This is a genomic window from Pseudoduganella sp. RAF19 (genome assembly GCF_052114165.1).
Lineage (GTDB): Bacteria > Pseudomonadota > Gammaproteobacteria > Burkholderiales > Burkholderiaceae_D > Rugamonas.
The window spans coordinates 214,348-234,319 of the sequence record NZ_JBFREF010000011.1; the positions used below are offsets into that span (position 1 = coordinate 214,348).

22 protein-coding genes are annotated in these 19,972 nt (G+C 60.3%); 9 read left to right on the plus strand and 13 right to left on the minus strand.

Translation table 11 applies throughout. The features are described from left to right. From prsK to AB4Z19_RS26770, 5 genes are all read right to left on the minus strand, one after another. Complete coding sequence (prsK, locus tag AB4Z19_RS26750; protein WP_442036621.1) at window positions 1-2,052, minus strand: XrtA/PEP-CTERM system histidine kinase PrsK; 2,052 nt, start codon at window positions 2,050-2,052, stop codon at window positions 1-3. Window positions 2,053-2,076: 24 nt separating this feature from the next. Then, window positions 2,077-3,480 (minus strand): TIGR03013 family XrtA/PEP-CTERM system glycosyltransferase, encoded by a 1,404-nt coding sequence (locus AB4Z19_RS26755; RefSeq protein ID WP_442036623.1) that lies wholly within the window; start codon window positions 3,478-3,480, stop codon window positions 2,077-2,079. Between the two features lie 87 nt (window positions 3,481-3,567). Then, entirely contained in the window at window positions 3,568-4,617 is a 1,050-nt protein-coding gene (locus AB4Z19_RS26760) for an SDR family oxidoreductase (RefSeq protein WP_442036625.1), read from the minus strand. Between the two features lie 2 nt (window positions 4,618-4,619). Beyond that, the gene (locus tag AB4Z19_RS26765) at window positions 4,620-5,909 is read right to left on the minus strand and encodes a nucleotide sugar dehydrogenase (protein ID WP_442036627.1); all 1,290 of its coding nucleotides are present in this window, start codon (window positions 5,907-5,909) and stop codon (window positions 4,620-4,622) included. A 702-nt stretch (window positions 5,910-6,611) separates the two neighbouring features. After that, complete coding sequence (locus AB4Z19_RS26770; RefSeq protein WP_442023775.1) at window positions 6,612-8,912, minus strand: alpha-amylase family glycosyl hydrolase; 2,301 nt, start codon at window positions 8,910-8,912, stop codon at window positions 6,612-6,614. Window positions 8,913-9,176: 264 nt separating this feature from the next. On the opposite strand from AB4Z19_RS26770, the gene AB4Z19_RS26775 reads away from it, so the two are divergent. Then, window positions 9,177-9,731, plus strand: coding sequence for a PEP-CTERM sorting domain-containing protein (locus AB4Z19_RS26775; RefSeq protein WP_442023777.1), 555 nt, complete (start codon window positions 9,177-9,179; stop codon window positions 9,729-9,731). Window positions 9,732-9,742: 11 nt separating this feature from the next. Here AB4Z19_RS26775 and AB4Z19_RS26780 read toward each other — a convergent pair whose 3' ends face one another. From AB4Z19_RS26780 to AB4Z19_RS26790, 3 genes are read right to left on the minus strand one after another with little or no spacing between them, the layout of a single operon-like run. Next, on the minus strand, window positions 9,743-10,099 hold the full coding sequence (locus AB4Z19_RS26780) for an MmcQ/YjbR family DNA-binding protein (RefSeq protein ID WP_442023779.1): 357 nt from the start codon (window positions 10,097-10,099) through the stop codon (window positions 9,743-9,745). Then, window positions 10,099-10,758, minus strand: coding sequence for a DUF6445 family protein (locus AB4Z19_RS26785; protein ID WP_442023781.1), 660 nt, complete (start codon window positions 10,756-10,758; stop codon window positions 10,099-10,101). Before AB4Z19_RS26785 ends, AB4Z19_RS26780 begins: the two co-directional genes overlap by 1 nt. A gap of 45 nt (window positions 10,759-10,803) precedes the next feature. After that, entirely contained in the window at window positions 10,804-11,319 is a 516-nt protein-coding gene (locus AB4Z19_RS26790; RefSeq protein ID WP_442023783.1) for a DUF1697 domain-containing protein, read from the minus strand. A 25-nt stretch (window positions 11,320-11,344) separates the two neighbouring features. Between AB4Z19_RS26790 and AB4Z19_RS26795 the strand changes: the two genes are divergently transcribed. Beyond that, window positions 11,345-11,629 (plus strand): 2Fe-2S iron-sulfur cluster-binding protein, encoded by a 285-nt coding sequence (locus tag AB4Z19_RS26795; RefSeq protein WP_442023785.1) that lies wholly within the window; start codon window positions 11,345-11,347, stop codon window positions 11,627-11,629. On the opposite strand, the gene AB4Z19_RS26800 is transcribed toward AB4Z19_RS26795, so the two are convergent. Next, a complete protein-coding gene (locus AB4Z19_RS26800) occupies window positions 11,575-12,234 on the minus strand; it encodes a TetR family transcriptional regulator (protein WP_442023787.1) in 660 nt (219 codons plus the stop codon). The genes AB4Z19_RS26795 and AB4Z19_RS26800 overlap by 55 nt on opposite strands. An 81-nt stretch (window positions 12,235-12,315) precedes the next feature. Here AB4Z19_RS26800 and AB4Z19_RS26805 point away from each other — a divergent pair, with 81 nt between their 5' ends. Beyond that, on the plus strand, window positions 12,316-12,981 hold the full coding sequence (locus AB4Z19_RS26805; protein ID WP_442023789.1) for an O-methyltransferase: 666 nt from the start codon (window positions 12,316-12,318) through the stop codon (window positions 12,979-12,981). Here AB4Z19_RS26805 and AB4Z19_RS26810 read toward each other — a convergent pair. Continuing rightward, window positions 12,978-13,685, minus strand: a complete 708-nt coding sequence (locus AB4Z19_RS26810; RefSeq protein WP_442036629.1) for a DUF6445 family protein — start codon at window positions 13,683-13,685, stop codon at window positions 12,978-12,980. The genes AB4Z19_RS26805 and AB4Z19_RS26810 overlap by 4 nt on opposite strands. Window positions 13,686-13,849: 164 nt before the next feature. Between AB4Z19_RS26810 and AB4Z19_RS26815 the strand changes: the two genes are divergently transcribed. From AB4Z19_RS26815 to AB4Z19_RS26840, 6 genes are all read left to right on the plus strand, one after another. Then, window positions 13,850-14,266 carry a DUF2141 domain-containing protein gene (locus AB4Z19_RS26815; protein ID WP_442036631.1) on the plus strand — a complete coding sequence of 139 codons (417 nt, stop codon included), beginning with the start codon at window positions 13,850-13,852 and terminating at the stop codon, window positions 14,264-14,266. 10 nt (window positions 14,267-14,276) lie between these two features. Further along, a complete protein-coding gene (locus tag AB4Z19_RS26820; RefSeq protein ID WP_442036633.1) occupies window positions 14,277-15,758 on the plus strand; it encodes a carotenoid oxygenase family protein in 1,482 nt (493 codons plus the stop codon). A gap of 9 nt (window positions 15,759-15,767) precedes the next feature. Further along, a complete protein-coding gene (locus AB4Z19_RS26825) occupies window positions 15,768-16,928 on the plus strand; it encodes a sensor histidine kinase (protein WP_442023797.1) in 1,161 nt (386 codons plus the stop codon). Beyond that, complete coding sequence (locus AB4Z19_RS26830; RefSeq protein WP_442023799.1) at window positions 16,913-17,680, plus strand: LytR/AlgR family response regulator transcription factor; 768 nt, start codon at window positions 16,913-16,915, stop codon at window positions 17,678-17,680. Before AB4Z19_RS26825 ends, AB4Z19_RS26830 begins: the two co-directional genes overlap by 16 nt. Before the next feature lie 219 nt (window positions 17,681-17,899). After that, window positions 17,900-18,292, plus strand: coding sequence for a response regulator (locus AB4Z19_RS26835; RefSeq protein ID WP_442023801.1), 393 nt, complete (start codon window positions 17,900-17,902; stop codon window positions 18,290-18,292). 27 nt (window positions 18,293-18,319) lie between these two features. Continuing rightward, window positions 18,320-18,859 carry a PEP-CTERM sorting domain-containing protein gene (locus AB4Z19_RS26840; protein ID WP_442023803.1) on the plus strand — a complete coding sequence of 180 codons (540 nt, stop codon included), beginning with the start codon at window positions 18,320-18,322 and terminating at the stop codon, window positions 18,857-18,859. An 88-nt stretch (window positions 18,860-18,947) separates the two neighbouring features. Here AB4Z19_RS26840 and AB4Z19_RS26845 read toward each other — a convergent pair whose 3' ends face one another. From AB4Z19_RS26845 to AB4Z19_RS26855, 3 genes are all read right to left on the minus strand, one after another. Further along, window positions 18,948-19,367 carry a hypothetical protein gene (locus AB4Z19_RS26845; protein ID WP_442023805.1) on the minus strand — a complete coding sequence of 140 codons (420 nt, stop codon included), beginning with the start codon at window positions 19,365-19,367 and terminating at the stop codon, window positions 18,948-18,950. A 56-nt stretch (window positions 19,368-19,423) separates the two neighbouring features. Next, window positions 19,424-19,741, minus strand: coding sequence for an SMI1/KNR4 family protein (locus AB4Z19_RS26850; RefSeq protein WP_442023807.1), 318 nt, complete (start codon window positions 19,739-19,741; stop codon window positions 19,424-19,426). A gap of 42 nt (window positions 19,742-19,783) precedes the next feature. Beyond that, on the minus strand, window positions 19,784-19,972 hold a 189-nt coding region (locus tag AB4Z19_RS26855), incomplete at its 5' end, for a hypothetical protein (RefSeq protein ID WP_442036635.1).

Here is a 19,972-nt window from a genome sequence, read left to right on the forward strand (position 1 = left end):
TTATGCGGCTTGTTCTATGGATTGCTGACGGTACAGCGGCAAACTGACCGTGAAAGTGGTGCCTTGATCAACCTTGCTGCGCACCTGCAGCTGTCCGCCCAGCTCGCGGATGTATTCGCGGCTTTCGAAGGCGCCAATGCCCATGCCCGCCGACTTGGTGGAGTCGAACGGCTTGAACAGACGCTCACGGATGAAATCTTCGCTCATCCCGCAGCCCGTGTCACTGACTTCCACCTGCACCGCTTCGCCCACGCGGCTCAGGCGCACGGTGACGCGGCCTTCGCGCGACGTCGCTTCGATGGCGTTCTGGATCAGGTGGCCCAGCACGCGCTCCAGGCGCTCGGCTTCGGCCAGCACCTTCAGGCCGGGCTGGCCGATTTCCAGCAGCGGACGCGGTTCAAACGCCGCCTTCAGCGCCACAGCCTGGGCCAGCAGCGGGCCGATTTCCAGCGGCGAGGCGCGCTCCGGCGAGGCCGTGCGGCTCAGTTTTTGCAGCATCAGCTTCATCTTCTGCACCGACAGATCCACGGTTTCCATCATATCGCGCTGGAACTCGGGATTGTCGCGGTGCTTTTCCGCGTTGGCAGTCAGCAGAGAGAGCTGGGCCACCAGGTTTTTCAGGTCGTGCACCACGAAAGTGGACAGACGATTGAAGGAATCGAACTGGCGCGCCAGCATCAGGGCGCTGTCGGCTTCCTGCTGGGCGAGATAGGAGGCAGCCTGGGTGCCGGCGATCTTCAGCAGATCGCGCACTTCCCAATTCAGGGTGACCGGGCTGCGCGCTTCCTGCAACACCACGAAGCCGAACAGGCGGCCTTGCAGCAGCAGGGGCAGCACCAGCCAGGCGCGCGGGAACGCGTGCAACCAGGCCGGCAGTTCCATCTCGCCGTACAGGGTACGTTCGCGTTCGTATTCCTCCAGGTCCACCACCCACTGCTTTTGCTCCAGGAACTGGCACAGGGCGGAGTCGGCCGGCTCGCAAGCAGTCTGCGGCATGGTGTGGGCATGGGCGATCGATTCGAATTTTCCCGAATCGCGGCGAATCCACAGCGCGCCGCCGGGGCTTTCCACCAGCGCACCCAGCGCCGTGATGGTACGCTCACCCAGACCCGGCCCCTGCTGCGACAGCGTGCGCGTGAAGGCCAGCCACTCTTCGCGGTAATCGTAGTTGTAGCGGTAGAAGTGCTTGCTGATGAAGACTTTCAGCCAGGCGCGGAAGGTGCCGGAGAACAGAATGCCGACCAGCAGAATGGTGGCGCCGAACAGGAACACCAGCTGCATCAGCGAGCCCCAGGAACCGCCCACATAACGCAGGTAGTAAGCGGCTGAGCTCATGGCCAGCAGATAGATGGCCGAACCGACCAGCGCCGCCGAGTGGAACAGCACGCGGCGCGACACGGCAATCTGCGCCGGCCAGGATTCGCTGCGCGCCAGCGACAGCGCAATCAGCGGCGCGGTCAGCGCATTCACCACGCCGCGCGCGGCCCACAACTCTTCGCTCAGATCGCGGAACAGCAGCGTGTCGCTGTACATATAAAAATCGTAGGCGAACATGGCGCCAATGCCGAGGCAGGCAAACTTGATGGCCCAGCGCTCCTGCACGCCGCGGTTGCGGTACAGCTGTTCCACCAGCAGCATGCCCAGCACGGCCAGCCCAAGGCGGCCGACGACGGTAAAGTGGAAGCCCACCAGATGCGGCATCCAGGGCGAGGCCAGGGTGCCGACAAACAGCAGCAGGAAGAAGGCGGCAATGGCAGTGACGGTGCGCGAGCGGTGCTTGCCGATGCCCGTGCGCAGATGGCCCAGCAGCGCCAGCAAGGTAGCGCACCAGGCGCCGTCGCGCAGCAGTTCGGCGCCGTGGACCAGCAGGGCCGGTTGCGGCTCCAGGCCGACCCAGGCCATCACCGCGCCCCACACCACCGTCGTCAGGCTGGCCATTGCCAGCACCGGGCTATGCGGCCGCTGGCGCCAGGCGGTCAGCAACAACAGACAGAAGAAAAGAAACGCCAGCGCAGCGCTGGCGTAACTGAATGCGGCGGTGCTGGTCGGCATCAGCCCTCCATAAGCCCCATCTGCTTAACGGCCTCCCCTGAACATCACCACCTTGAAGGTGTCGATCAGGACCAGCACGTCCAGCAGCAGGCTGTTGTTCTTCACGTAGTAGAGATCGTACTGCAGCTTTTGCAGTGCGTCGTCCACCGAATCACCGTAGCCATAGCGCACCTGAGCCCAACCGGTGATGCCCGGCTTGATGCTGTGGCGCACATCGTAAAACGGTACGCGCTCGTTCAGCTGCTCCACGAAGTATGGACGCTCCGGACGCGGACCGACGAAGGACATTTCGCCCTTCAGCACGTTCAGGATCTGCGGCAGTTCATCGATCCGCAGCTTGCGGATGATATTGCCCACGCGCGTGATACGCGGGTCGTTCTTGGATGCCCACTGCGGGGTGCCGTTCTTTTCCGCGTTCTTGAACATGGAACGGAACTTCAGCACCTTGAACACGTGGCCATCCTTGCCGACGCGCTCCTGCGAGTAGAACACAGGGGCGCCATCCTCCAGCACGATCGCGAGTGCCGTCAGCAACATCACCGGCAGCGTTGCCACCAGCAGGGCTAGACTGGCCACCACGTCCACGGAACGCTTCATGAAGATGCGGGCGAAGCTCTGGTCAAAACCGCCGCCGAAGACCAGCCAGGAAGGCTGCAGCGAATCGACACGGATCTGGCAGGTTTCGCGCTCGAAGAAAGTAGCAGCGTCGGTCACCTGGATGCCGAAGGTTTTGCACTCCAGCAGTTCCTTGATCGGGAAGGCGCCGCCGCGGCGGTTCTGCACCGACACCACGATCTCGGAAACACGCTGGGCATTGGCCAGCGCTACCAGAGAGCCGCCGTCAGCCAGGTGCAGCAGCTTATTCTGCGGCACTTGCACATCTTCCGACGGCACCGGCACGAAGCCGGCGATATCGTATTTGCGATAGTTACCCGGCCGCACGGCCAGGTCGCCGCACTCCTTTGCCAGAGCACCTCCGCCGAGGAAGATGATGCGCGTCTCCAGGAAGCGGGTACGCGAAGTCTTCAGGAAAATGCCGCGCGCCATCAGGATGCCGATGGCAGCAAAGGAATACACCATCACCAGGATGCCGCGGCCGAAGTACAGCTCAGGCGCCAGATAGAATACCAGGGTCAGGATACAGAAACCCATGGCGAAAGAAGGCATCAATTGCAGGAAGAAGGGATTGCGCAGCCCTTCCTGGAAATTGATCTGGTACATGCCCAGCGCACTCATGCTGAACACGATGGCGGCCGCGAAAATACAGGCCGACATGAAGAAGTGATCGAGCTTAGGTAACAGGAACTGATCGCCGTCAAAGAAACGCAGACCCGCTCCAGCATAGAACGAGCCAATCAGGATCATCACTTCCAGAAACAATAGGCTGAACACCACCTTTGAAATATAGTGGTTGGAGATTCTTAGCATTTTTTCCCTCCCGCAGTACTGCTTCTTATTGCCGGATGAAGAGCTGCGTCCCCACGCAGTTTCCCCGGTAATTCGTTGTGCGGCGGATCATTGATCCGCCAGATTGCGGACATACCAATCCATAGCTTCTTTCAGTCCCTCGCCGATGCGGTGCGAAGGATTGAACCCCAGTAGCTCACGCGCCTTGCCAATATCGGCTTGCGAATGACGCACGTCGCCGGCGCGGAAGCCCTGGTACTGCGCCTTGTGCTCGTGCAGGTGCGGGAATTGCACCTGCAGCAGCTCACGCATCATCAGGTAAAGCTGGTTAAGCGTAGTGCGCTCATTGAGCGCCACGTTGTACACCTGGTTGACCGCTTCCGGCTTTTCAGCCGTCGCCGCCAGCAGGTTGGCCTGAACCACGTTATCGATGAAGCAGAAATCGCGGCTCGTTTCGCCGTCGCCATTGATAAACAGCGGACGGTTGCGAATCAGGTCCGATACCCACTGCGGAATCACCGCAGCATAGGCACCTTCCGGGTCCTGACGCGGCCCGAATACATTGAAGTAGCGCAGGCCGATAGATTGCGCGCCGTAGCAGCGGGCGAAAACGTCCGCGTACAGCTCATTGGCGTACTTGGTCACCGCATAGGGCGACAAGGGATTGCCGATCTGGTGTTCGACTTTCGGCAGGCCGGGATGGTCGCCGTAAGTCGAGCTGGAAGCGGCGTACACGAAACGCTTTACTTTCGCGTCGCGCGCCGCAATCAGCATGTTCAAATGTCCGGTGACGTTGGTCTCGTGCGTGGTGAGCGGATCTTCGATCGAACGCGTCACGGAGCCCAATGCCGCCTGGTGCAGCACGAAGTCAATGCCCTGGCAGGCGCGCGCGCAGGCGTCCTTGTCGCGGATATCGGCTTCGATAAAATCAAAATTGGCCCAGTTGGCCGAACCTACCAGCTCGCGCACCTGGTCCAGGTTGTGCTGATGGCCGGTGGCAAAGTTGTCCAGGCCCGTCACGCGCTGGCCCAGCTTGAGCAGGGCCTCCACGAGATTGGAACCGATGAAGCCGGCCGCACCCGTTACCAGCCAGTGATAGCGCTGGCCTTTCAGGTGTTCCTGCACTTGCTCGAACTTGCCCACGGCTGCTGTCTCCAAGATTACAGGCGCCAGACGCTGAAGCCCGCTTCACGCAGGCCGGCCATATTGAAGGCCGACTTCACGTCGATGAAGCAGCCGCCCGGATTCAGCTTGGACGACAGGTCGCCCAGCGACAGTGCCAGCAGCTCTTTGTGCGACACGGCTGCCACCAGGGCATCCGCTTGCGGCAGTGCGTCCCAGCTCTCCAGCTTGATGCCGTATTCGTGCACCGACTCTTCGCTGTCGGCCACCGGATCGTGCACATGCACGTCCAGACCATAGGACTGCAGCTCGAAGACCACGTCGGCCACTTTCGAGTTGCGCAGGTCCGGGCAGTTTTCCTTAAAGGTCAGGCCCAGCACGTTCACCTTGGCGCCCTTGACGTGGCAGCCGGCGGCGATCATCTGCTTAACGGTTTTCTCGGCCACGAACTTGGCCATACCGTCGTTGATGCGGCGGCCCGCCAGGATCACCTGCGGGTGGTAGCCGATCATGTCCGCTTTATGGGTCAGGTAGTACGGGTCCACGCCGATGCAGTGGCCGCCAACCAGGCCCGGACGGAACGGCAGGAAGTTCCACTTGGTGCCGGCAGCTTGCAGCACTTCAAGGGTATCGATGCCGATCTTGTCGAAGATGATCGAGAGTTCGTTCATCAGCGCGATGTTCAGGTCGCGCTGGGTGTTTTCGATGACTTTTGCCGCTTCGGCCACCTTCACGCTGGAAGCGCGGTACACGCCGGCAGTGATGATGGACTCATACAGTTTGGCGATCGCATCCAGGGTCGGCGCGTCGTCGCCCGACACCACCTTCAGGATCGTGGTCAGGGTGTGCTGCTTGTCGCCCGGATTGATACGCTCCGGCGAGAAGCCCACGTGGAAATCGGTCTTCCACTTCTGGCCCGAATGCTTTTCCAGCACCGGGATGCAGACTTCTTCGGTGGCGCCTGGGTACACGGTCGATTCATAGACGACGATGGCGCCCTTCTTCATATACTTGCCAACGCTGGTCGATGCGCCGATCAGGGGGCCGAAGTCGGGATTGTGAGCGATATCAACAGGAGTCGGCACGGCGACCACGATGTAGTCCGCCTCAGCCAGCACGGCTGGGTCGGTACTGACGGTCAGCTGAGTTGCCGCGCGCAGATCTTGTTCGGACACTTCGCCGGTCGGATCGCAGAAACGGCGGTAATTCTCGATTTTCGATTCAGACAGGTCAAAGCCGATCGTTTTGCGCTTCTTGCCAAATTCGACTGCCAGCGGCAAGCCTACGTAGCCCAATCCTACAACCGCAACCACCTTCGTGTTATCCATATCGGGTTCCATGTGAGAATTACCTATTACCATTATGCTAACTATATAACATGAAGCACGGTAATTCAATGCTGAGTTTCACATTTCATTGTGCGCCTTGTTAATGACTGCATAATGAAAACTACACTTTCCTTCTGAACAGACTTGTACGACAACCTTTCAAGTCTGTTGGGACTGCGCCACATTGCCGTGGTTTTTCTGCCAACAAACTTGCATATTTGACATAGATTGTCGATTTTACACCGACTGGCTCAGCCTGTCACAGGCTTTATGGAAGCATCCCGGCGGAATGGCAACACATTTAAAACTCAGGTTGACAGGTCACGGAAGAGTTACTTGCGTCTGCTACCTCGGCTGGCAGGAGGGTACTCCCGCTCGGGGCAAGCGCTGCCGCCGCAAGCCAGGGGAACGCCGTCAACGGCAAGCTCCAGGCTGGGTTCAGGACGGGCGCGCATGGCAGCGCAGGACGCGCGCAGGCGCGACCGCGAAGGCCGGTGGCGGAGTCGCCGATGTTCAGTGGGGGTCAGCAGGCGCAAGAACCTTCTCCTTTTCGGTACGAACCGGGGAGCGGGGGTTCGTTGGGCTGAAGGGGCGCGGGGTGTGGGGCCATACAGCCAGAACGGCAGAGTATACTTCATGCCGCGCGGAAAATTCTCGCCAATACTTCCTGCTGGAAAAATTTTCCCGCGCGGCGCAACACTACTATTTTGCAATCAGCAGCAGGACGCCGCGGCCGCAAATGCCGTACACATAGTTCTCACCGCCGATGAAGTCTTCGGCACCCGGCGTACGCACCTGGCCCGCGCCTTCCGCCCAGCCGCAGCTGTCCGTCACGCGATACCAGCTCTTGCCGTTGCCCGGCCATGGCAAGGTAAAGTTCACGCTGGCGCTCCAGGCGTTGTAGGCGACATAGATGGCGGAAGCCGTATCGCCCAATTCGCTGCCGTCGATGCGCCAGGCGATGGCGTGGTTGTTGGCGTCGTTGAAGTAGGTGGCGTCGGCGACGCTGCCATCCGGCTTGAACCAGCGCAGCTGCTCCATCACGTTCCCGTTGTTATCGACCGAGGAATAGAAGTTCGCCGGCCGCAGCGCCGCATGGGCTTTGCGGAAGGCCACCAGGCCTTTGGCGAAAGCCTGGAAATTGCTCTGGTCCGTGGTCCAGCTCCAGTTCTGCCAGGTGGCGGTGGAATCCAGGTTGTAGGGATTGTTGTTGCAGTTGATGGAGCGCAGTGCTTCGTCGCCGCCAACGATCATGGGCGTACCGCCGGACAGCAGCATCAGCGCCAGGCCGTTACGCGCTGCCTTGCGCTGGTCCGCCGCGATACCGCCCTGGTCCCAGCTATTGTTATTGTCCTCGCCGCCGTCGCTCGGGCCGTACGGCCAGGCCTGGCTGTTGTTCTTGGTATTACAGCTGTAGAGATCCTTGAGCGTGAAGCCATCATGAGCAGTAAGGAAGTTCACCGAGTTCCACGGCTTGCGGCCATCATCGCCATACAGATCGGAAGAACCGGAGAAGCGCGTCGCCATGGTGCCCGTCGTGACAGCCGCCACACCCAGCTTGTTCTGGCTCTGGCGCACCATGTCGCGGTACATGCCGTTCCATTCGGCCCAGCCGACCGGGAAGCCGCCCACCTGATAGGAATTGCCGCCGATGGCCCAAGGCTCGGCAATCAGGTCGACACCGCTGCCGCCGCCGGCAGGACGCGGCGGCAGTTCGGCCACGATGCGGTTCAGGGCATTGCCGCTGTCGGTCTTGTCGAAGTTGTAGCAGCCATGCTGGCAGGTGTTGCCCAGCACGGAAGCGAGGTCGAAGCGGTAGCCATCCACGCCCAGCGTATCGCGCCAGTAGGCCAGAGAATCGACGATCAGGTTTTGCGCCACGGTGTTGCGGGTGTTGTAGTTGCCGCCGACGCCGGTGTTGTCCCACGGACCCTGGAAGTCGCTGGTGAGTGAGTAATAAGTCGGGTTATCCAGGCCGCGCATGCCGCAGATGTTGTAGGTGGTCTTGTCGCTGCTGTTCCAGGGGCCGCCCTCGCCCGTGTGGTTGTAGACCACGTCGATGTAGACCTTGATGCCGTTGTCGTGGAAGGTCTTCACCATTTCCTTGAACTCGCGGGTCGGGCCGCCGGCTGTCTGGTCGGCGCTGTAGCGGCGGTCCGGCGCGAAGTAGCCCAGGGTCATATAGCCCCAGTAGTTATCGCCCGTATCGGAATTCGGATCGGCATCGTTGGTGTCGTTCTGGGTTTCCTGCACCGGCAGGAATTCGACCGCCGTCACGCCCAGGCTGGCGAGGTAAGGCGCCTTCAGTCCAGCGCCTTTGTATGTGCCGCGATAGGCAGCGGCGATGCTGCTGTCATTCTTCGTCAGGCCGCGCACATGGGCTTCATACACGATGTCGTCCTTGAAGGCGCGCGTGGGCTTGGTGCCGATGGATTGCGTATCGCCCTGCAGCACGATGCCTTTTGGTGCGCTGCTGCCGCTGTCGATATTGCGATACAGGGAACCGCTGGCGTAGATGGTGCTGTTGCTCATCGTCGCCGTGGTCGGATCGTGGCTGATTTCCAGCGCATACGGATCGGTCAGCAGCTTGTTCGGATTGAAGCGGTTGCCGCTGGCATCCACGTCGCTGATGAAGCCGACGGCGGTGCCCTTGGTCCAGCCGGCGTTGTAGGGCCAGTTCGGTCCCCAGGCACGATAGCCGTAGTAGACGGTGCCGGTGATGCCGTAGCCGGCAAGCTGGCTGGCGGTCACGTTCAGGCTCCAGATATTGCCGGCGCCCAGCGTCATCGGCAGGTGCACCTTTTCCTGCTGGCCGGTGGCGGCGCTGTACAGGTAAAGCTCGATGCGCGTGGCGCGGCTGGAGTAGATCTTGAAGTTGATGCTGGACTTGGTGGCGTCGTAGGCGGCGCCGAGGCTACTCGGATTGATGGCGGAATAAGCGGCGGGGCTGGCCAGCAAGGCACAGCCGAGCAGCATCGCGCCCAGGGCAGGACGGAAGTGCATGCGTTGTCTCCTAATTTATGTATTTTTGCTACGGAGTAGCCAGCCGATCCTGCGCCCGGACTAGCGCGAAGTCAATCGCGCGCACGCAACACTTTAGTAGTTTGACTACAAATGACGCCGTGGTCGAGTGTCGGAAATATTTACAGTTTTGCAGCAATGTTTCATGCTTGCGAGAATTTTTTATTACCAATCAAGCATTTATGTTAATTGGCATGTAACTTGCTTTTCCTCGTCGCATTATTTTTGCAAACGAGGAGATCGAGAATGAAACAATTGAAGAACCTGGCTGCTGCCCTGTGCCTTGCCGCTGCACCACTCGCGGCTTTCGCCAGCCCACTGGGACTGGACTGGACCGTCACGCACACCGGCGATATGTACAACGGCGCTGCGAACAGCACGACCGACACCTCCGGCGACCTGCTGGTGTACGGCTACACCTCGCCAGGCAGCCACGGCGTGTTCAATCAGCACTATGAGTTCACGACTGTTGCGGCTGACGATGGCGTGCTGAACCTGGAACTGGACTGGAGTTCTTTCGCTGCCTGGTACCACTCGTACACCAGCCTGTACCTGAAGACCGACGATGGCCTGAAACTGCTGTCCACTAACAACTGGGCGAACCACGACAAAATCTTCACCTCGCTGAACGTCACCGCCGGCCAAACCTGGGGCTTCGTAGTCGACGCCGGCAACAACGACCTGAATGGTTCCGTGAATGGCTTCCTGGGCGTGAACGCCGTACCTGAGCCGATTTCGCTGGCCCTGTTCGGTCTGGGCGCTGCCGCCCTGGGCGCCGCACGCCGCCGCCGCGCAGTGTAAGACGGCTCTCTTCAGCCGTTAATGGCGCGCTGCTGCGCCTTGCTTAGGCTGGAGAGCGCTTTGTTGTAGGACCAGGTCACCAGCTCCGCGAGGTAGTCCGCCGGAAAGCGGTGTACTTCAACGACAGTGACCCAGTGATAGCGCGCCATGTAGCGCGCGGGCTTCACGCCCGGCATGCCGGTCAATTCCAGGAAGCGGTCCGGCGTGACGCGGAAGCTGAAGCGCCAGCGTTCCGGTTCGCTGGTCTTGAAGTAAGCGAAGGTCTTGCCGCCGACTTTCATGCTCAGCACATTCACGGGCGGCGCATGCAGCAATTCCGTGGCGCCCTGCAAACCCAGGCAATACGCCTTGACGGCATCGACATCCATCAGGCCATCCAGAAGAAAACGACTGTCAGGCGCTTGTCTGTGTGGTCGAAACCGAAATAGCCGCTGGCGGAATGAACCAGGTTGGCGCGGTACAGCAGGATGCGGTTGAAGCGGTTTTCAACGCGTACGTCTTCCTGCCAGGCGTCGAGCGGCAAGCCTTTCACGCCAAGCGCTTCACGCAGATTGGTATGTGGCGGCATGCACAGATTGCCACCCAGCGCGCCGTTTGCATGGCGCTGGCGGTAGAAGGACGTGCCGCAATCCGGGTCGGGATCGGGCGTCAGATAAATCACGCAGGCATAGCGGCACAATTTGCGCGAGTCGGTGTGCGGACGCGCACCGGAATCGGCCATGCCCACCAGTTGCGCGTAGTTGTGATTCAGCGAGGTGCCTTCCGGCGTGGACTCCAGCCACAGCTTCTTCGCGCCCGTCACCTTCTTCACCCATGCTTCCACGTAATCCAGCTCGGACGGCAGCAGCGCCTTTGGCGAGCGCTTGCCTGGCCACGGTTCGTTGGCATAAGGCGCGCCCAGTTCCCAGTATTGCTGCGTGTAGCAACGCTCGGAGATCTCCTCCGCATTCGGCAGGAAATTGTCTTCGACCCAGTAGTCGCGCCCCAGCTGGGGCTTGCGATAAGTCAGATTGGGCAGCTTCTGCATGGCGTCGGCGGTGCTGGATAGTGGGAGCTGAAGGATAGCACTGCTTTAAGCCGCCGCACACTTGCGCACCGTATCCCAGGTGCGGGTTGTGATCTCGGAGCCAAAAGTTTTTTCAATCAGGCGCATGAAGACCGGACCATCGGCACTGGGAACGTAGGCCGAGAACACCTCCTTGCCCTGCACGCACACAATCTGGGCACCGCTCATATTCACCGGCAGCGCCGTCTTTGGCTGTGGCGTATCGCGCAGGAAGCTCACCACCCGCTTGGCCTCCGGCGGTACGCCGTGATCCGCGTAAGGGTCGCCCGCCAGTATCGCATTCAAATGCTGCGATGAGCGCACGATGGTGTAGAAGCTGCGGCCCAGCACCTCCTGCATCGCCTTCTCGGCCTTGCGTTCCAGCGCGCTCTCCGTGCTGGAGCGTGCATCAAAGGCCACATTGCCGCTGGAGAGCAGCGTCTTCACGTTGGTAAAACCCGCGTGCTCAAACGCGGCCTTCACTTCCGGCATTTTGGCATTCATGGGACTGACACCGCGAAGCAGCGCGACGTAACGAGGCATGTAAAATTCCTTGCTGGAGGTGTAAATGTTTAAGGTAGCAGTTGAACCAAGGGGATTATCGTTCGAGACGGACGAGGAATCCACTCTCTTGATATCGGCCCTGCGTGCAGGCCTGACGATGCCGCATTCCTGCCGCAATGGCACCTGCCGCACCTGCATCTGCAAGCTGCGCAGCGGCAGCGTGCACTATCGCATTGAGTGGCCGGGCCTGAGTTTCGACGAAAAGAACGACGGCTACATCCTGCCCTGTGTGGCTTACGCGGACTCCGATCTGGTTCTCGACGCGCCCGCCGCGAGACTGGTGAGATAAGCGCATAGCATATCGGCCATGGCATCCGAATAGGTGCTGATTTCCTTCACGGTGCGCGGCTTCTCCGAGAAATCCTTGCCGACTGCGCTGAGCGTAGTGGTCACCAGATCACCAGCCAGGGCGCGTTTGGCAGGCGCGACATGCGGCAGGACCTCCTTCATGAACGCTTCGATGGCGTGGTGGCCGGCGTCCCTGGCCTGCGTCGCCTCAGGCGCATCACGGTAGAACGGCGCAGCATCGTCCAGCGCCGTACGTACCTCGGCTTCATCGCACTCGGACCTGACGAAAGCGTGGACCAGCACACGCAGCCTTTCCAGCGGCGGCTTTTGCGCATCCTGCAGGATAGCGCACAGCATGTCCGTGGTCTGCTTCCACTCGTCGCTTTGCAGCCGGAACAGAATCGACGCCTTGTTCGGGAAGTATTGGTAGATCGAGCCCACACTCACTCCGGCCCGCTCCGCGACCCGCGTGGTGGTGAACCGGTGGGCACCCTCTTTGGCCAAAACCTGAATAGCTGCTTCAAGAATCGCTGAAACGAGTTCGGTCGAGCGGACCTGTTTCGGCTTGCGGCGCGAGGAAATGGGGGCTTTCTGGCGGTCGGTCATGGTCGGTGTCGGTAACGCGAATATGAAATGTGAAGGATTATTCATATTATTACCGCTCTTACTTCAGAAAGGAATCACCCCATGACCACCCTCACCACTTCACCTGTTGCGCCCCTGCTGCACAACCTGTTCGAAGAGGCCGACGCAATGAGTCCGCTGAACGTTCCAGCCCTCGCAGCGCTGTCCCGCGACGAACATGAGCGCCTGATGCGCAGCAAGACCGAGTATCTGGACCTGTACGAACAGCTGAAAGACGTGCCGCTGCCCGTGTCGCGCGAAACCGGCAAGCTGCTGTACATGCTGGCCCGCAGCAGCAAGGCACAAACCGTCGTCGAATTCGGCACGTCCTTCGGCCTTTCGACCCTGCACCTCGCCGCGGCGCTGCGCGACAACGGCGGCGGGCAGCTGATCACCACCGAGTTCGAACCATCCAAAGTCGTGCGCGCACGTGAAAACCTGAAAGCGGGTGGCCTGCTCGACCTGGTCGAAATTCGCGAAGGCGACGCATTGCAAACGCTGGCGTCCGATCTGCCGGAGCAAATCGACCTGCTCCTGCTCGATGGCGCCAAAGCGCTCTATCCGGAAATCCTGGACCTGGTGGAAAGCCGCCTCAAGCCCGGCGCGCTGATCGTCGCCGACAACGCCGATTACGCGCCGGACTACATGGCCCGCGTCCGCGCGCCAGCAGGCGGCTACCTGTCGATCCCGTTCGCGGAAGACGTTGAGCTGTCGATCAAGCTGGCTTAAATGCCCGCCAGGCGATAGCGCATGAAGGCATTGATGGTCAGCCGTCCGCGCGCTGGATCGACATCCAGCAAATCGGGCGCGTCAATCTGGCCGGAATGGAAGATGGTCGCGTCGTAGAAGATGGCGCGGTTCCAGGCTGCGGGGACGGTGCAGATCTTTTCGAAGTAGCGCCCGTCGCCGTTGAAGTAGCAGGGTTCCGCGCCAATCACTTTGCTGAAAGCCGTGTTTTCCATCATGCGCGCCTGGTACAGCAGAAAATCAATCTCGTCGGGATGGCGCATCGCGCGGTAAAAACTGGTGCCGCCCATGCGCGCATCCTCGAACAAATACATCACCGATGCCACGGCGCCCTCGCCCGGCGCGCACGAACGGGCGTCGCGGTGGCAGATGCGCTGCTGCGGCATAAGCTGATCCGGCGGCAGGGTCACCAGCGACATGCGCGTCGCCATGCCCAATAACTCGCCGCCGCCAAAGGCCGGCAACAGGTGCTGGGCGACATGCTGGTGCAGATGACGGTCGAACTCCGACGTCATCGGCTGTTCAATGCCGGGATAGCAGTTGACGGGCGCTGCGGCAAACTGCCCGCGCCGGGCAATCGCTGCCTGCACCATGTGCTGCGGCTCGCTAAAGAAGTTATCCACGACCAGGCAGAACCGGTCGTCACCCAGCGGGACTCGCTGTATCAGTGGTTGAGGATTAAACATTTCACAAATTGTATACAAGAACCAGCCGCTTGGTGCACCTCGGCAGCAAATCGCGAACGCGGTGTGCAATTCGCGCCGCCTGGCGGTCGATTCGTCGCAAGCCCGCACGGCGCTACGGTAGGCGGGTCAAGATGCAGCTATCGCAAACACCAAGGAGAAAAGCCGTGAAGCCGTTTCCCCAATACCTGATCGCCGCTGCCTTGTTAGCCAACGGCATGGCATATGCAGCCGACCTGACCATCGATGTGACGGGACTGAAGAATGCCAAGGGCAAGGTGCTGGTCGCCGTATATGACCGCGCGGAGGGCTTCCTCAAGCAGCCAGCCCGCGTTGCTGCCGCCGATGCGCAGGAAGGTAAGGTCAGTGTGGCCATCCTCGGTCTGCCTGCCGGCGACTACGCTTTTACCGCCTTCCACGATCAGAACGGCAACGGCGCGCTGGATAAAAACCCCGTCGGCATGCCGGTCGAACCCTATGGTTTCAGCAATGACGCGGTAGGCCACTACGGACCTCCCAGCTTTGACCAGGCCCGCGTGCACCTGTCTGAAGAAGGCAGCGTAGCCACCATCAATCTGCACTAAGGAGAAGACCATGGACAGGCGAAACTTCCTGCGCGGCTTAGCGGCAGGCGGCACGATGCTGGCGATTCCAGCGTGGGCGCGTGCAGACGAAACCAGGGATGCTTATCTCGCGAGCCTGGCCGGCAATCCGCGCCTGGCCGCGCTGAAGGGCGCCACCGCCGATATCAGCACGGCAGCGGCCATCGAAGGGCGTTGGCCGGCCGAACTGCGCGGCACCTTCTATCGCAACGGGCCGGCACGGCTGGAGCTGGGCGGCGAACGCTATCACCACTGGTTCGATGGCGACGGCATGGCACAGGCATGGCACATCAGCGGCGGCAGCGTGCAACACGAAGGGCATTTCATCCGTACCCAGAAATATGTCGAGGAATCGGCTGCGGGCCAGTTCCTGTACTCGGCCTTCGACACCGATGTGCAGCGCCGCCATCTGGCCAATAACGACACGGCCAATGCCGCCAACACCAATCTGGTGCCGCATGCCGGCAAGCTGTATGCGCTGTGGGAAGGCGGCTCGGCGACGGAGCTCGATCCGGGCAGCCTGTCCACCCGCGGCATCAAGACCTGGCGCGATGATCTCGCCGCCATGCCTTTCTCGGCGCACCCCAAAATCACACCTGACGGCGTGCTGTGGAATTTTGGCTTGGTGCTGGGCGCCGACAAGCTGCTGCTGTGGCGTGTCGATGCCAATGGCGCTCTGGGAAAATTCGGCATGATCGATGTGCCGCAGCTGGCAATGGTGCATGACTTCGTCGTGACCGCACGCTATATGGTCTTCCTGGTGCCTCCGATCGACCTGCATCGCGGCGAGCACACGACCTATCTCGGGTCGCATGTGTGGAACGGCTACCGTCCGATGCGCGCCGTCGTAGTCGACCGCGCCGACTTCACCCTTCGCCGCATCATTGAAATGCCGGCCGCGATGGCGATCCACCTGGGCAATGGCTGGGATGAGGGCAATACCATTCGTCTGGATGCCTGCGTGGCCGCAGACGACAGCGGTATTCGCGGGCTGGGCGCCGTCATGCATGGCGAAACCATCCATCGGGCGGAGCCGGACACGGTGCTCATCACGCTCGATCTGACGCGCGGCACCGCGCGCAGCGAAACCTTGCTGCGCCGGACGGAATTCCCGCGCGTAGCATCAGCCGATATCGGCAACCGTTATCGCCAGCTCTTCGTCACGACCAAGGATAAGGCAACCCAGTTTGGCATGACGGGCATCGCGCGCATTGACGTCGAGAGCGGCCGCACGGATCGCTTTGAATACGGCCTGGATTGGATCGCGGAGGAGCACATCCCGGTAGCCAAGGCATCGGGCAAAGGCCAATGGCTGCTTGGCACAGCTTACGACGTACGCAAACAGCAGACCGTGATTTCGGTCTTCGATGGCGCGCACCTGGCGCAGGGTCCTGTGGCGCGGGCGCGTCTGCCTTATGCCGCGCCGCTCTGCTTCCACGGCAATTTCCTTGCCGCTTCAGCATTGCCTGTTTAGACTCACGCCATGACCAAATCACGCGCCGACACCGTCAGTGAACATCCGCTTGGACAAATGCCCTTGCTCCGCACATGGCGGCCGGGCCTGGTGCGCGATTTGGTCTATACCTTCATCCTCGGCGTCGGCTTCTGCCTGTTCTTTTTTGTGCTGCAGGCGTATAGCATGCCGAAGGAGCGGCTTGTCGAGCAACTGTGGGGCGATTTCCTTATTGCGATGGCGATCTCCTATACCATTCATGGACTATTCGTGCTGGGTGACGCGCTGCTCGGGCGATGGCTGAAGCAAGCCAGGGGCTGGCGCCGCGCTACCTATTACACGGCCCTGCCGACAGCAGGTGTCTTCGGCGGCTACTTCATCGGCATCGTTCTTCTCAACCCCACGGCAGCGCGCCATAACATCTTTACGCCCAGCGTGGTGCAAAGCTTCGCCGTTGTTGCGGTCCTGGTGTCCTGCGTGCTGATGTTCCTTTACCTGATGCGCGAACGCGAAATGGCCGCCAAGGAGCGCCTGGCCGCCGAGCAGCAGCGCGCACTGGAGTCCGAACGCCGCGCACTGGAAGCGCAGCTGCGCATGCTGCAGGCTCAGATCGAGCCGCACTTCCTCTACAACACGCTGGCCAATGCAGTCGGCCTGATTCAGCCTGCACCCGATCGCGCCCGCCTGCTATTGGAACGCCTGATCGACTACCTGCGTGCCACGCTGGCCGCAAGCCGCTGCAATGACACGCCATTGCAGCGCGAGATCGATACGATCACCGCCTATCTGGAGTTGATGAAGCTGCGCATGGGCGATCGCCTGCGCTACCGTATCGAACTCGCCGGCGCTGCGGCGCGCTTGCCGCTGCCGCCGATGCTACTGCAGCCGCTGGTGGAAAACGCGATCAGCCACGGTCTGGAGCCAAAGATCGCCGGCGGCGAAATCGTGCTGGAGGCAAGCATCGAAGCGCGCCATCTGTGCATCGTCATCAGCGACACCGGCGTCGGTTTCCGCAGCACTGCATCCAGCAAGCCTGGCGGCGGTGTGGGCCTGTCCAATCTGCGCGAGCGCATCGCGGCGCTGTACGGCCGCGATGGTAACTTGAGCATCACCGAAAATTCCGCGGGCGGCGTCAGCGTAACCTTGCGCATTCCGATATCGACTACAGGAGAGACATGCACACCGCATTGATCGCAGACGACGAGCCGGTGCTCGTTGATTTTCTCAAAGCCGAACTGGCCGAGCTGTGGCCGGAGCTGAAGATCATCGCCACCGCGGGCAATGGCATTGAAGCGCTAAGCCTGATCGATGAACTGTCGCCATCGATCGCCTTTCTCGATATCCGCATGCCGGGCCTGACCGGGCTGGAAGTCGCGAGCAAGCTACAGGGCACCAAGGCCGCGCCGCATGTGGTGTTTGTGACGGCCTACGATCAGTACGCAGTGGATGCCTTCGAACGCGAAGCGGCGGACTATCTGCTCAAGCCGCCAACCCGCGAGCGCCTGGGCCGCACTGTCGAAAAGCTCAAGCGCCAGCTGGCCGGATCGGTCGAAGCGCCACTCGCGCCAGACCTGTTCGCGCGCCTCGCCGCCGCGCTGGGTCAGGCGCCAGCAACGCCCCGTCTCGACTGGATTCACGCGGCACACGGCAACGAAACCCGCCTGATCTCGATCGACGAAGTGATCTACTTCGAAGCCAACGACAAATACGTGTCCGTGTTCACCGACGCGGGCGAGTCGCTGATCCGCACACCGCTCAAGGAGTTGATCGATGGACTGGACGCCAGCCGCTTCTGGCAAGTGCATCGCGGCACCGTGGTGGCAATCAAACACATCGAAGGCACAAAGCGCGATTTCCGTGGCCGCACGCTATTGAAGTTGAAGGCACGCTCCGAGGAATTGCTCGTCAGCCGCGCGTACCTGCACCTGTTCAAGCAAATGTAAGCCGGTTGCGCCGATGCAACTTGAAGTCAATAAATTGTTGATGCGTTTAGGTAATTTGCTAAAATCCGAATTGTCTTCTCGACCGTTCAACCGGCCTAATCCCGCCCGCTGACGCCTGTCCCGCCTCCTCCAGCGGGAACTCCAGATTCTTCCCCCCTCAAATCCGGGCTTTTGACATCGCCGATCTCGACTGATTGGCGCAAAAAAACGGTAACAACGATGGCTACCCAAGTATTCATTATCGATGGCGCTGAAGCCACGCGCGCACTGATGCGCATGGTTTTACGTGACTCAGCTTTTCACATTGCAGGCGAAGCAGGCTCGTTGGAAGCGGCGATGCAAAAGGCTTCTTTGCAAGAGGCCGACATGCTCATCCTCGACGGCGACTCGCGGAACGGCGTCATTGCGGAGGATATCCCGCGACTGAAAGCACTCTGTCCGGATCTGGTGATCGTGGTCGCTTCAAGCCGTCGGGATGCCGACAGCGTTCAGTCCGCGCTCCAGCAGGGAGCAACGGGCTACGTCATCAAGCCGTTCACTGCAGGCGCTTTGGAAGACAGCCTGGTCCGCGCCTGGCGTCGCGCCGGCAGCCGGGCCAAGGCCGTTTGCTGAATAACGCATAACTATCGGAGAAAGATCATGTTCAAAAAACTCATTGCGCTCACCCTGCTGGGTATTTCGGCCACTGCAGCGCAGGCCGGCGTCATTGACCTTGCTTCCGGCTCGACCGGCGTCATCAAGTGGAAAAACGGGGGCGCCGTCCAGGAATTTCTGGGCAACGGCAATCTCGTCACCGTCACCGTCGCACAAAAGTCCACGGTCGATTTTTCCATCGACGACACCGGCCAGCCCGGCGTGACGTTCAATCTCTTCCTGGACGGAGCCTCGACCGCGCTAACACCCTCCAACGCCGGCTCGCACTATGAATTCTTCGACGACATCCTGCTGAATGCCGGCTCCCACTATTTCACCATCTCTGTGCTGGGCTCAAACGGTGCGGGCCAAGTGAAGAACGCAAGCTTCACCGCCCCCTTGGCATTTGCCAGCGCCGCCGCTCCCGCCCAAAGCGCCGCAGTGGCCGAACCTGGCACGTTGGCCCTGCTGGCCGTAGGCACCATTGGCCTTTTCGCGATGCGCCGTCGCGTCGCTGGAAGCAAAACCTCGCCTCCGGCAAAGTGATGATTCCAAGTTCGAGGCGGGAAACTCACGGTCGACAACTTCATCGTTGTCGATGACCGTCGGTTACCGCCCCCCCCATTGCGGACTGTCAGAATTCTTTTGTCACATCGACTGAATCGCCTGCTACGTGGAGATGGTACGACTCATAGCCCTGCTCATCAACGGTCAGAATCAAAGCTCCCAAATCTCCAAACTGGAGCCATAACTCATTATTTGGAAGACGCTCGACCCGCGTGATTGATTGGCCTAAGAGTGGCAAGAGATAAGCTGCCGGTGCGGCCAAATCTTGGTTGTGAGCTTTCACAACTGCGCCACTCGTGGGGCGGTACTCAAATCCCGCCTCAATTTCGATGCGGGCTCCGTTGCCGTACTTGGGGCTATTTGCCACCAATATCTTGAGCTGAATGAAGCTGAGCATCAGATAATGACGGCCAATTGATAGATTGCTTAACTCCTGCCCCACCAATTCGGTGAGTGGAAAATCTAATGGTATCGATAATCCGGGCATACGTCGGACTGGGTTCCTAATCGTGGTCGAACACTTTACGAGGCCGCTTCTGGCCGTCAACGTACGAATCGTTCTGCCAATGATTGAAAATTATCGGCCACACGAATTGCGCGATCGGATGCCATGCCAATCATCCGTAGCATATACACGATGCCAGACGCATCGAATGCTAGCACTTCCCCACCACCATTTCCCGCAAATGCAATAAAACCCGGAGCGAGCGCCTCGACATCGATGTCCCGATTATGCCCAGGAATCTCTTCTATCGTCCAAAGCGCAACGTAGCTTGGTGGATCTTCGTCGGTCGTAAACCCCTCAAAGGCACCATTGGCATTGAGGTATTCGACATACTGACTACGTATTTCTGGAAGCAAGAAATTCTCGTACGATTTTTTTGGACCGTCTGCAACTGGCCGTTAAGAGGCAACTCGGGCTAACGCAACAGACGACACTAAAGAGGAATCATCWTTTGCGAGTAATCTGAGCACTTCAATTGGAACCTTTGCGTTATGCGCGATTGCGGCGCGAACAGTTTCGTCCGGGTCACGTGCAAGACGATCAAATAGTTCTGAGCTGAGCTTCCGTTTTACTGCAACGGCATAGCG

Bases quoted from the DNA above. Each gene is read 5' to 3' on its own strand.
- prsK (WP_442036621.1), bottom strand. From the start codon at position 2,052: ATGCCGACCAGCACCGCCGCATTCAGTTACGCCAGCGCTGCGCTGGCG.
- AB4Z19_RS26755 (WP_442036623.1), bottom strand. From the start codon at position 3,480: ATGCTAAGAATCTCCAACCACTATATTTCAAAGGTGGTGTTCAGCCTA.
- AB4Z19_RS26765 (WP_442036627.1), bottom strand. From the start codon at position 5,909: ATGGATAACACGAAGGTGGTTGCGGTTGTAGGATTGGGCTACGTAGGC.
- AB4Z19_RS26770 (WP_442023775.1), bottom strand. From the start codon at position 8,912: ATGCACTTCCGTCCTGCCCTGGGCGCGATGCTGCTCGGCTGTGCCTTG.
- AB4Z19_RS26775 (WP_442023777.1), top strand. From the start codon at position 9,177: ATGAAACAATTGAAGAACCTGGCTGCTGCCCTGTGCCTTGCCGCTGCA.
- AB4Z19_RS26780 (WP_442023779.1), bottom strand. From the start codon at position 10,099: ATGGATGTCGATGCCGTCAAGGCGTATTGCCTGGGTTTGCAGGGCGCC.
- AB4Z19_RS26785 (WP_442023781.1), bottom strand. From the start codon at position 10,758: ATGCAGAAGCTGCCCAATCTGACTTATCGCAAGCCCCAGCTGGGGCGC.
- AB4Z19_RS26790 (WP_442023783.1), bottom strand. From the start codon at position 11,319: ATGCCTCGTTACGTCGCGCTGCTTCGCGGTGTCAGTCCCATGAATGCC.
- AB4Z19_RS26795 (WP_442023785.1), top strand. From the start codon at position 11,345: ATGTTTAAGGTAGCAGTTGAACCAAGGGGATTATCGTTCGAGACGGAC.
- AB4Z19_RS26800 (WP_442023787.1), bottom strand. From the start codon at position 12,234: ATGACCGACCGCCAGAAAGCCCCCATTTCCTCGCGCCGCAAGCCGAAA.
- AB4Z19_RS26805 (WP_442023789.1), top strand. From the start codon at position 12,316: ATGACCACCCTCACCACTTCACCTGTTGCGCCCCTGCTGCACAACCTG.
- AB4Z19_RS26810 (WP_442036629.1), bottom strand. From the start codon at position 13,685: ATGTTTAATCCTCAACCACTGATACAGCGAGTCCCGCTGGGTGACGAC.
- AB4Z19_RS26820 (WP_442036633.1), top strand. From the start codon at position 14,277: ATGGACAGGCGAAACTTCCTGCGCGGCTTAGCGGCAGGCGGCACGATG.
- AB4Z19_RS26825 (WP_442023797.1), top strand. From the start codon at position 15,768: ATGACCAAATCACGCGCCGACACCGTCAGTGAACATCCGCTTGGACAA.
- AB4Z19_RS26830 (WP_442023799.1), top strand. From the start codon at position 16,913: ATGCACACCGCATTGATCGCAGACGACGAGCCGGTGCTCGTTGATTTT.
- AB4Z19_RS26835 (WP_442023801.1), top strand. From the start codon at position 17,900: ATGGCTACCCAAGTATTCATTATCGATGGCGCTGAAGCCACGCGCGCA.
- AB4Z19_RS26840 (WP_442023803.1), top strand. From the start codon at position 18,320: ATGTTCAAAAAACTCATTGCGCTCACCCTGCTGGGTATTTCGGCCACT.
- AB4Z19_RS26845 (WP_442023805.1), bottom strand. From the start codon at position 19,367: ATGCCCGGATTATCGATACCATTAGATTTTCCACTCACCGAATTGGTG.